We start from the raw sequence: 10,984 nt of genomic DNA, 5'->3' as shown, positions 1-10,984 counted from the left end.
TCGTTTCCAGCGGTTGTACAGAGTCTTGGGTGAGCCGTACTCCCTTGGAGCATCCGACCATCTTAAGCCATTGCGATTGATGAAGATAATCCCACTCAGTACCCGCCGATCATCGACACGCGGCTTGCCATGGCTCTTGGGAAAATACGGTTTCAACCGAGCCATCTGCTCGTCGGATAACCAGAACAAGTTGCTCATCACGCCTCCTGATGTTCAGGAGCTTGAATCAGCCCGATGCACCGACTGCAACCAAATCAATGGGTCCAGAGCCTAAGGAGTTCCTGGAAGCGGGCAAGNCCTGATGTTCAGGAGCTTGAATCAGCCCGATGCACCGACTGCAACCAAATCAATGGGTCCAGAGCCTAGAGCAGGTCGAAGATCGGATATCGCCTCTCGAATTTCACTGTGCAGGTCGTTTTTTGGTCTGCCGTGGAATTCCGGGAAAACGGCTTCAAGACGCGCCATCTGCATGTCCGTCAGCCAGTAGAGATTTCTCATGTCACCGCTCGTTTTTGGCGGCGGTGAATCACAAGGACTTCAGCTGATCAATGTGTCCTGACCCTGACGCCGTAAGGATGCTCCGTGGATACACTTGTGGCTCGAACCAAACGGTTGTTTAGGCGCGTCGCGGGTCCGCCGTCTGCATTGCTTCAGCCGTTTCTCAACCCACTTGTTTAAAACCAGTCCGATCAGGAAGGTTGATTCTGCCTAAGCCTGAGACCAGCCTCGGTCCACCGTTGCCATTGGCGGGTCGCGCCAGTTCCATCCCGGGATCACCCTGTTAGCGGGATGCCGAGACACGTGGATTCCCGCATGGAACCACCCGGCCCGTCGCCGCAACCCATGGTCTCGAACTGCTGCAAGTTTAAGAGCATTTTGATGCACCCAAGGTTGAAAAAGACACAGGTCTGCCGGATGGCCGCCACTTTTTCAGCGCAATCGGAACGAAAGTTAAACCTTGCATTCGGATACTCGGGGTGTGTCGCGGGATAGGCACTTAAGCAGGGGCAGATGGGTCAGGTGCTTACAGACAGGCAAGACAGGCAGACCGACGGCATCGCTGCCGGATCCTCGCTGCTCAACGGGCAGTATGTGATCCGTTCGAGGCTCGGCGGTGGCGGCTTTGCGATGATTTTCATTGCGACCGACAGTCTGGAACGGCAGGTCGTCATCAAGGAGTGCTTTCCCGCCGAGATCTGCGTGCGACGGAACGGGCAGGTGTTGCCGCGGTCCGCCAAGCTGCAAAAGCAGTTCGCGATCCTCAAGAGCCACTTCGTGCGCGAGGCGCGCCAGATGGCCAAGCTGGTTCATCCCAATATCGTGGCCGTCCATCAGGTGTTCGAGGAAAACAACACGGCCTACATGGCGCTGGACCTGATCCGGGGCATGGATTTCTTCGACATCGTCGAGCGGCAGCCCGAGCGGATCACAGGCGAGTTCGTCCGCAGCGTGCTTGACCAGTGCCTGACCGCCATTGGCTTCATCCACGACCGCAAGTTGCTGCATCGCGATATTTCGCCGGACAACATCATGGTTGATGAACGGGGGCACCTGTCCCTGATCGACTTCGGCGCCGCGCGCGAACGCGACGCAACCACCCGTGCATCGCCCTACATGGTCAAGGACGGCTACTCGCCTCACGAAATGTACCGCGCCGGGGCCGAACTGGGGTATTCGAGCGATCTCTATTCGCTCGGCGCGACGCTGCATTTCATCGTCACGGGGAGCGCCCCGCCCGACAGCGACCAGCGACTGCTGGAGATCGAGAACGGGGGCAGCGACCCCTACACACCCTTGTCATCGGGAGACTGGTCGGCGGACAACGACATACTCGTGACGATCGACCGGGCATTGAGCCTGCGCCAGGCAGAACGTTTCCAGAGCGTTGGCGACTGGCGGGACATGCTTGCGGCGACCCCCCGACAGCGCCCAGCCCAACCGCCGGTTCCGGCGTTCGATGCCGCCTTCGAAAAGGACATCGCGCAGATGGTGCGCCAGACCAATTCGCTTCTTGACGGCGTGGGTCAGGCGCCCCGGCGGAAATCGGCGGCCGAGGTCAAGGCCGAGCAGGCCGCCGCGGCTCCGCAACCGAAACGGAAGGTCTTCGACGTCTTCGGCAACGAGATCATCGACATCGAGGCCTGGCAGGAACAACAGGAAGCCGAGCTTCGCGAACGCAATGCCAAGCATGCCGTGACGTCTCCGGAAGATGACGGCGCGAAGCGACGATTGGCCGAAAAGCCCCGAAGCGGATCGAAAGCCAGGTTCCTGGCTGACCTCTTCGCCCGATGCGTGCCCCGGCAAGATGGCCTGAACCTGAAATCAACGGATACCTAGGGAGCCAGTTCATGAGATTCATCCGCGACATCATCCAGGAAAAACGCAGCGCGCCCGGAGGCGGCGATCCCGGGCACGAGGCCTTCGAAGCCGGCGCATCCCGGTCCGAACCTCTGCTGCTGAAATCGCCGATCCTTCCAGACGAGAACGAAGGAACCGGCGCGACCATCCGGTCGGATACGAACGCCCACCTCGACAGCAGCGAGTGGGACGACGCTACCGAAGGCGCTGCCACACAAGACGAGTTCTTCGAAGAGGAAGAGGACGATCACGACTTCTACCTCACGGGCGACCTCGACGCCGTTCGGGCGGAGGCTGGGCTCGAGGAAGGCGAGGACGACGAGGAAGAGCAGGACGACGACGCCTGGCAGAACATGATGTCGGACGTCGCACAGCAGGTCCGTGGAGCGGATGCCGGCCTCACCGAGGCTGAAGAGGTCGATTATCTCGAAGCATCGGACGATCATCTGGAAGATCTCGACGATGCGGGCGACGAGGACGACGACCTGCATGACGTCCAGCCGGACGCATTCGGCAAGCTGTTGTTCGAACAGGACCGAAGTTTCCCGAGAAAGCCTTCGGTCAGCCCGTTCCGGTCCGCGGCGTCATCCTCGACTGCGAAGGTGGAGCCGATGGCGCAAGAACCGGCCCCGCGGGAGCCCGTTTTGCGGGAACCGGACCTGCCACATCCGGCAGAAGACGACGATCCCGCGTTCGGTGGCATGACGGCACTCGCCGACGCCCTCGAGCCGGACCCGGTGACAATGCCTTCGCCGGCCATAGGCCGCGGGGCGAACCGGTCCGGCCGCGTGAAAACGCGTCTGCTCGGCTTCTCTGCCTCGGAAATGGAGGATGACGATCCCTTTGCCAAGAAGTCCGCCTCGGGCAGCGAATTCCCGGTCGGCTGGCTGGTCGTCGTCTCCGAGGTCGGACGCGGTGCTTCCTTCGCACTGCATGATGGGGTTTCGACAATCGGACGCGACGCGGAACAGACCGTATGCCTCGATTTCGGCGACAACAGCGTGTCCCGGACGAACCACGCCTCGATCGCCTACGACGCGGAGCAGAACAAGTTCTATATCGGCCACAGCGGCAAGACCAACCTCGTGCGCCTGAACAACGTTCCGCTGCTCAGCACCGAGGAGCTGAACTCGAAAGACCTGATCCGGCTCGGCGAGACGACATTGCGCTTCATCGCCTTCTGCGACGGCGATTTCGGCTGGAACATGGCTGATCCAAAGGCGGTACGGCGTGCGTGAAAGACAGCGATACTCCTATGACGCGTCGCCTGCGATCTGCGTCGGCGGACGCGAGCAGCAAGAAGACGCGATCGCGATGGACTTCGCCGAGGGCGCCGATTTCGGGTTCATCGTTCTGGCCGATGGTATGGGCGGTCATTCGGCCGGTGACGTCGCCAGCAAGATCGTCGTGACCGAAGTGTTCAGCGAGCTGAAAATGCTCGCGGACCAGCCGGAACTGCTGGAGCGGAATTTCGACCGCATCCTTCGCAAGGCGGTTGCGGCGGCGAACGAGTGCGTCGCGCGGATCGCGCAAGACAGTCCCGGGTCGCGCGGGATGGGGGCGACGCTGATCGCGCCGGTCGTGTTCGACAATCGCCTGTACTGGATCTCGGTGGGAGATTCCCCGCTCTACCTCCTGCGCGGGAGCCGACTCTTCCGCCTGAACGAAGAACATTCTTTCGCAAGCCGCATGAGCAAGCTCGTCGCGAAGGGACAACTCGACCCGGAGGTCGCCGAACAACATCCCGACCGGAACTGCCTGACCTCGGTCCTCGGCGGCCAAGCGATACCCGAGATAGATTGCCGCTCCCAGGCCGTCGAGCTGCGCGAAAATGATATCGTCATCGCCGCAAGCGACGGACTACAGTTCATCGGCGAATGGCAGATCGCTCGGATCGCCTTCGAGGCCCGCGACCTGCCCAGTGCAGAGATCGGCAAGCGCCTGCTCCAGTCCGTTTACGATCTTGATGATCCGGACCAGGACAATGTGTCGCTGTGCGTGCTGAAGATCAGCAAGCGAGAGATCGAGACGCCGTTTTCCGAAGTCGCGAACCTGGCCTCCTGCGTACCGTTGCAAAAGATCGAAAGCGCGACGCATACCGGCGTACAGCAGCCGTCCGGAAACCGTCAGGCGCTCGGCCAATGACAAGCACCGCCGATCCGCGCGAAAAGGCGAGCCGTCTGCGGCAGCTGCTCGAGACCGGGGAATTGCCGGACGATCTCATGAGCGTGGCCAAGACGCTCGTCGCACATCTGGTGCGGCCGGCGCGCGTGGCCCTGCTCGGGCCCAGAGGGGCCGGAAAGACGAGCCTTCTTAACCTGATCCTCAAAAACGCTGCGATGCCGGTTCTCGACGGGGTCAGCATCGTCGAGCTTGTCTACGGCGCGCAGCCGCGTTTCAGGGTCGAAAGCGTTTCCGGCCAAACCAGCCCCGCGGATGGTCTGGTTGCGCAGGCAAACCTGAAGGAGGGTACCTTTCGCGTCGTCCAGGAAATGCCGCTGCCCGCGCTGCGCGAAAGACGCTTCGCGGAGATCGATCTGCCGACGAATCCGGCCAAGCGCGAGGCGGTTCTAAGCTGGGTCGCAGGATGCTCGGACGTGGTGATCTGGTGTTCGCAGGACCTCGATGACGAGGAACTCGCGATCTGGTCGGTGATGCCCGACAAGCTCAAGGATCACAGCTTTCTCGCGCTGACCAAATCGGATCAGCTCTACATGAAGGGTGAACTCGGCAAGCGGACCGAACGTTTCGAGCAGCAGTTTTCCGATGAATTCCTCGGACTTTATCCTGTTGCGACGAAACAGGCCTTTTCCGCGGTCCAGGGCAGCGAGATCAGAGATGTCGCCCTTTGGAAAACAAGTGGCGCGAAGCCTCTGCTTGAGGCGCTGGACCGGCTTGTCGAGACCGGAAAGACCGCCGATCTCGACTATGCGGACATGCTGCTGGCAAGAAGCGCCCGGCGCTCCCGAGACCATGCCGGCGGCACCCAACCAAACGCTGCGCGCGCGAAGAACGCTCCGGCTCCGACGTCCGCCGCGCCCGGAGCCCGGCCCGCAGCAGCCGGCGCTCCGGAGCCCTCCCGACCAGTCGGACCGATGGATCGCCGCGACACCGTCGAAACCGCGCTTTCGATCCTGCAGACCTGCGCCGACGACATATCCGCAGGCTGTGACGACTCCGGCAGGCCCTCGGCGCTGGCCGTTCTGGATCAGTCGATGCAGGCGGCGCAGGCGATGGCGACACTGCTGATGGATACGGGCTCGGACGATCCCATACTCAACGTCCTGCGGGACGACATCGTCGAATGCGAGCAGATGTTTCTGCTGTTGCAACTCGAAGGCACGGACTCCGCAGCATGCGACGCCGCCACGGCCCTGCTGCAGGTGAAAAAGGATCTCGCGGAGGTCGCCTGTGGATGATGCCGTCGCCTGCCTCGCAAACCGGCCTTCGCCAGCGCAGATGCGCTCGCCGGGGATGCAGAACGACGTCGCCCGTAAAGACCTGCCGCGCGGCGCTGAGAGGACATCGGACGTAACATGATCATCGATACCAAATTCAAGTTGGAAAGTACCGACAGCACCGCCGACGGCACGGCCAGTCTGACTGCAGGCCTCGAACCCTTGCAGGCCTTCGCGAAGCGCGCGTCGGAGGTTGGCGGACTGATCGCGAAGCTCGAAGATCTCACCGGCTCGGCGGCGACCAAGGCCGTGGCCCGACTCAGCAAGCAGCTGGACGAATTCGAACCTGCGATCACCTTTCTGGGCCAGGTCAAATCGGGAAAAACCACGCTGGTGAACGCGATGGCGGGCTGGGCCGATCTGCTGCCCGCCGACGTGAACCCCTGGACGTCGGTCGTCACATCGCTCCACCTGACGCCGGGCGACGACAGAAGCGATATCGGTGCGCGCTTCCGCTTCATGGAGGAAGGCGAATGGGACCGGCTCGTTCACAAGGGCGGCCGATTGGGCGAACTGGCCAACCGGGCCGGCTCGGAGGGCGAGCTCGAAAGTATCCGTAGCCAGATCGAGATGCTGAAAGAGAAGTCGCGTCGGCGGCTGGGCCGGAAATTCGAGATGCTGCTCGGACAGGAGCATGAATACGGTTACTTCGACAAGAACCTGCTCGAACGCTATATCTGCATCGGCGATGACTTCTACGAGGACGAGGAGGCAGCCACGTCCCAGACGCAGGGCCGGTTCGCCGATATAACGCGTTCTGCGGACCTTTACCTGACAAGCGGCAGCGCCCCCTTGCGGATGTGCCTGCGGGATACGCCCGGCGTGAACGACACGTTCATGATGCGCGAGCAGGTCACCATCAACGCGATCCGGTCCAGCAAGATCTGCGTGATTGTGCTCTCTGCCCACCAGGCGCTGACCTCGGTGGACATGGCGCTCATCCGCATGATCTCGAGTCTGAAGTCGCGCGATGTGTTCATCTTCGTGAACCGGATCGACGAACTGCGCGACCCAGTGGCCCAGGTGCCCGAGATCGAGGCGAGCATCCGTCAGGTCCTGGCCGATCACAACGGGCCCGAGGACGCGCAGATCGTGTTCGGCAGCGCTCTCTGGGCGAATTACGTCCTGGCCGGTGATCTCGAGCGCATGGGCAAGCAAAGCTCCGAGACCCTGCTGAAATGGGCGGAGACGCCGCGGGAGGAACGCGACCTCGACGGTTCGCCAGCGGATATGGTCTGGCATCTGTCCGGCCTGCCCAAGCTGAACCGGATGATATCCGAGAGGGTGGTGGCCAAGCTCGGCGATCCGTTTCTCGAGGAGATCGCGAAGTCCGCCGTCAGCATCGCGACCGGCCAGCAGGTTGCGAACAAGGTCCGTATCGAGGGCGAGCACACGTCCGGGTCGATGTCCATGCACGACGTCCGTGACGAACTGACGACCCTTGCCAAACGCCATCACGACGATCTGCTCAGGGAAACCGATGAAATCATCGGCAGTTTCCAGGCCCGAGCCAGCCGCGCGCATGCCAATTTCGTGGAGCGCGCCACGCACAGCCTGATCACGCACCTCGAGACCAATGGCGACGACCATGTCTGGAGCTACGATCCAACGGGGCTGCGGATGCTGCTCAAGTCCGCCTATTCGGTGTTTGCCTCGCGCGCGCAGACCCTTGCCAGGAAGCGGTACGAGGCCGCCGTGGTCGATATCGCGGAGCTATATTGCGAGGCCTTCGGCAGCGCGGTGGAGGGCATCGAACTCATGGTTCCCGAGGTACCGGAGTTTCCCGAGCCTGTCGCCATCGCGCAGACCATCGCGCTCGACTTCAACGACAGCTGGTGGGTGTCCTGGTGGCGCCGGACACGGGGATACAAGGCCTTCGCCAAGCAGTTCCACGCGCTCGTGTCTGCGGAGACCGAGGACTTCATGACCCAGCTGCAGACCATCCAGACCATCCATATCCAGGAGCTTCTGGCGCAGACGATCGACGCGTTCTTCGCCCAGAACCGCGACATCATGATCGAAATCAGCACATCTCGCGCCTCCTCGGACGGGCTGCAGCGGATATGCCTCGGCAAGGACGAGTACGAACGGAACGAGCAGGTCGAAGACCTTGTCCGGAGCCTGAAGTCGAGGATGGGTCCAACGAATTGGGAAGGAAGATACGATGAGCAGTGACGACGTGATGGAAACCAAGCCGGACGCCGAAGACGCCAAGCCGCGTCTTGTGCTGATGGGCGAGTTCAGCGCGGGCAAGAGCACGCTCACGAACATCCTTCTGGATGGGGCGCCGCTTCCCATGCGGGTGACGGCGACGCGCCTGCCGCCGGTGCGGCTTAGCTATGGCGAGCCGGCCGCCTATGCGGTCGGCAAGGATGGCGGTCGGCAGGAGATTGAGCTGGAAGACATGGAATCGATCTCGCTGGACGAAACCGCGATGGTCGACATCCGGATGCAGTCCGACGTGCTGCAACTGTGCGACCTGCTCGATATGCCCGGCATTTCCGATCCCAACATGCCGCAAGACATGTGGGAGGATGTTATCGAGGCGAACGATAGGGTGATCTGGTGTACCCATGCCACGCAGGCCTGGCGGCAGTCGGAGGCAGCGATCTGGGAGATCCTGAGGCACGGCACTTCGGGCGAGAACCTGCTGCTGATTACCCAGTTCGACAAGTTGCAGAACGAACGGGACAGGGAACGGGTCCTGAAGCGGGTCGAACGGGAGACGGCAGGCCTTTTCGCGGCCGTTTATCCCGTGTCGCTTCTGGAGGCCATGAATGCCGGAGATGATGCGGAGGCTTGGGAAGAAAGCGGCGCCGCCGCGCTTTCCGAGCATGTGGTCCAGTTCCTGATGCAGCGCAAAGGCAAGCTGCCTTTCCTGCCGGGGGCCGCGCCGGGTGTCATGGACGCCGGCATCCGCGATGCAGCCGCCGTGCAAATGCAGGAGCCGGCACATCCGAAACCGGAAGACAGCGCGGGTCGCGTCGTGCCGCGACGGGTCGTCTCGAACCCGGCACGGTCGCGCCGGCAACGACCGGACCACGAAGGCGGCAGCCTGCAGGGGCGGTGATGGGCGCGACCACGACACGCGATGCCTCGGTCCACGGCCAAGAAGGTCCCTGCCGAAAGGCGCCGGGACTAGGGGAACCAAGCCTATGACGATACAGAAGTCCCTGGACGATCTCCGCAGAAACCTGCCGGGCTGTCACCTTACGGCATTCGGCGATCTGTCCTCCGGCCTGATCCTACGGTCGAGCTCCGAAGCGCGGCGTGCAAGGGAGGAACTCGACCAGATCTGCGTCGACGCTATGCAAGCCTTCGCACTTGGCGATGCCAGGTCCGGCGACGCAGGCGGAAAAGGCGATGCATGCCGAACCGCACTGAGCTTCACGGCAGAGAAGACCCTCGTATGCGGGCGGCACGATCCCGAACAGGGAGACATGTACTGTGCGCTCATCGAGGCGGGTCAGGACATTGCCCACGCCATCACTTGTATCGAACGGGTGGCGACCGAGATGGCAAAAGACGTCCGATGAGACCGTCCGGCTTGAACAGGCGTCGCACAGAAGCCCCGTCTTCCAACCTGGCGGATGTCGTCCGCAGGCTGGGGAGCCCGCCGCAACACCTCGCGGATGAACGCGGAAGCCTGCCCGCATCTTCGCGGGCCAAGATCGACTGCCTGCTCCGCGAAATCGACGAGACCATCCTGCCCCGGCGGATCACCCTGACCTCCGGCGCGAAGGTTGTCGCGACACTCTTTGCCGGAAACCGGCGTCTCTACCAGCTTCGTCCGGAGGACGACCCGTCGCGCGCCATCAGTCGCGAGAACAGCGACATTGCCTCGCTTGCCGCGGCCTTTTCGCAAGCGGTCGGGCAGGCGACATCGGTCTCTGTCGAGGCGCTGGGCGAAAACGGCCCGGAATGCCAGTCCGTCGACAGCTGCTCGGTCTCGTCACTGCGCGCCGAACTCGAGACTGGCGAAGAGATCTGCGCGTTCGAAGCGCTCGTGCTGGCGCTGGATCCGTTGACGCTTGCCAAGGTGGACTGGCACCGCGGCGGCGACGCACAGGCGTTTCGCGGCGCCGATACCTGGCGCCACATCCTCGAGTACTGCGCACGCAATCTGCACGAGGGCGGGAAACCGGTAGGTTCCGGCAGGGGCACCTTCGACCGAGAGGTCAAGGGCATCGCGGTCCCGATAGACGAGGCGCACGCGATCGTGGCGGGTACGTCCGAGGGGCAGGGGTTTGTCTGCGTCGTTCCGCGATCGGAGGGGCTGAGAGCCATTTCGACCTGGCAGACCTCCCGCTGAAAGGGCACCTGCGGCAGGGTGCAGGCAGACGCCAGCCACTTCAGGAGGCCCAACATATTCAAGCGTGCCTGGATGCGGGCCGTCAGCTCGAAGGCGCGCTGCACACGCAAGACTCCCGCGTCCAGCACCGCGGGAAACGCCGACCCCTCACGGTCCTCCGCCGCGTGGTTTGATAGATGACTTCCACCACGCGGTCGCTAACTCCGGGTTATGCGCACGCTTGAAATCATTGCTTCCGAACAGCTATGGTCCTGGCTGGCCGAAAACCATCGTACACGCGAAAGCGTGCGTCTGGTCACATGGAAAGCCGCGCATCGAGACAAGTTTGTCGGGCGCGAAGACGTGCTGGACGCGCTGATTGCGCACGGCTGGATCGACGGTCGCAGGTTTGTCGTGGACGATGATCGCACGGCACAGCTCATTTCACCGCGCAAACAGCAGGCATGGTCCAAGACATACAAGGAGCGTGCCGAACGCCTGCGCCGCGAAGGCCGCATGCACGAGGCCGGCGAGGCCGCGATAGAACAGGGTCGCGCGTCGGGTCTTTGGGACTTCTACGACGACGTCGATGCGCTGATCGTGCCGGACGATCTTGCGTCTGCGGTCGAACTGGAAAAATGGGAGGCTCTTGCCCCGTCATACCGGCGCAATGTGTTGCGATGGATCAAGCTTGCCAAAACCCCCGCGACACGCTCCAAGCGCATCGACACCGTCGCAGCCGCGACGCGCGAGCAAAGAAAGCTTCCGCAGATGTGAGGTGGCTTAAGCGCGGAGGCTGTGTTGGAAGCGAAATATCCGCCGTGTCTGAAAAGCGTGCGACCCGTCCGCGCGTTTCTGCCTCCAATCCAGATGGGCG

The 10,984-nt window shown here is 62.5% G+C and carries 11 protein-coding genes; 9 read left to right on the top strand and 2 right to left on the bottom strand.

Annotated elements, in window-relative coordinates:
* Window positions 1–198, bottom strand: a 198-nt coding sequence (locus tag R5H30_RS04145; protein WP_318326755.1) for a transposase, incomplete at its 3' end; no start/stop codon positions are given.
* A 120-nt stretch (window positions 199–318) separates the two neighbouring features.
* A complete protein-coding gene (locus R5H30_RS04140) occupies window positions 319–498 on the bottom strand; it encodes a hypothetical protein (RefSeq protein ID WP_318326754.1) in 180 nt (59 codons plus the stop codon).
* 513 nt (window positions 499–1,011) lie between these two features.
* Here R5H30_RS04140 and R5H30_RS04135 point away from each other — a divergent pair.
* The 9 genes from R5H30_RS04135 (at window position 1,012) to R5H30_RS04095 (ending at window position 10,884) form a co-directional block, all read left to right on the top strand.
* Complete coding sequence (locus R5H30_RS04135; RefSeq protein WP_318326753.1) at window positions 1,012–2,337, top strand: serine/threonine protein kinase; 1,326 nt, start codon at window positions 1,012–1,014, stop codon at window positions 2,335–2,337.
* An 11-nt stretch (window positions 2,338–2,348) separates the two neighbouring features.
* Window positions 2,349–3,596: an FHA domain-containing protein gene (locus tag R5H30_RS04130; protein ID WP_318326752.1), complete on the top strand. Its 1,248-nt coding sequence runs from the start codon at window positions 2,349–2,351 to the stop codon at window positions 3,594–3,596.
* Entirely contained in the window at window positions 3,589–4,503 is a 915-nt protein-coding gene (locus tag R5H30_RS04125) for a PP2C family protein-serine/threonine phosphatase (RefSeq protein WP_318326751.1), read from the top strand. Before R5H30_RS04130 ends, R5H30_RS04125 begins: the two co-directional genes overlap by 8 nt.
* Complete coding sequence (locus R5H30_RS04120) at window positions 4,500–5,777, top strand: GTPase domain-containing protein (protein WP_318326750.1); 1,278 nt, start codon at window positions 4,500–4,502, stop codon at window positions 5,775–5,777. Before R5H30_RS04125 ends, R5H30_RS04120 begins: the two co-directional genes overlap by 4 nt.
* 117 nt (window positions 5,778–5,894) lie before the next feature.
* Window positions 5,895–7,991: a dynamin family protein gene (locus tag R5H30_RS04115; RefSeq protein WP_318326749.1), complete on the top strand. Its 2,097-nt coding sequence runs from the start codon at window positions 5,895–5,897 to the stop codon at window positions 7,989–7,991.
* On the top strand, window positions 7,981–8,886 hold the full coding sequence (locus R5H30_RS04110) for a dynamin family protein (protein WP_318326748.1): 906 nt from the start codon (window positions 7,981–7,983) through the stop codon (window positions 8,884–8,886). Before R5H30_RS04115 ends, R5H30_RS04110 begins: the two co-directional genes overlap by 11 nt.
* An 85-nt stretch (window positions 8,887–8,971) precedes the next feature.
* The gene (locus tag R5H30_RS04105; RefSeq protein ID WP_318326747.1) at window positions 8,972–9,352 is read left to right on the top strand and encodes a hypothetical protein; all 381 of its coding nucleotides are present in this window, start codon (window positions 8,972–8,974) and stop codon (window positions 9,350–9,352) included.
* Between the two features lie 11 nt (window positions 9,353–9,363).
* Window positions 9,364–10,128, top strand: coding sequence for a hypothetical protein (locus R5H30_RS04100; protein ID WP_318326746.1), 765 nt, complete (start codon window positions 9,364–9,366; stop codon window positions 10,126–10,128).
* Between the two features lie 210 nt (window positions 10,129–10,338).
* Window positions 10,339–10,884 carry a YdeI/OmpD-associated family protein gene (locus tag R5H30_RS04095; protein ID WP_318326745.1) on the top strand — a complete coding sequence of 182 codons (546 nt, stop codon included), beginning with the start codon at window positions 10,339–10,341 and terminating at the stop codon, window positions 10,882–10,884.
* The last annotated feature ends 100 nt before the right edge of the window (window positions 10,885–10,984 follow it).

Source organism: Roseobacter sp. FCG-D35 (genome assembly GCF_033436665.1).
Lineage (GTDB): Bacteria > Pseudomonadota > Alphaproteobacteria > Rhodobacterales > Rhodobacteraceae > JAWQFO01.
This window is presented reverse-complemented; position numbering and strand designations above follow the sequence as displayed.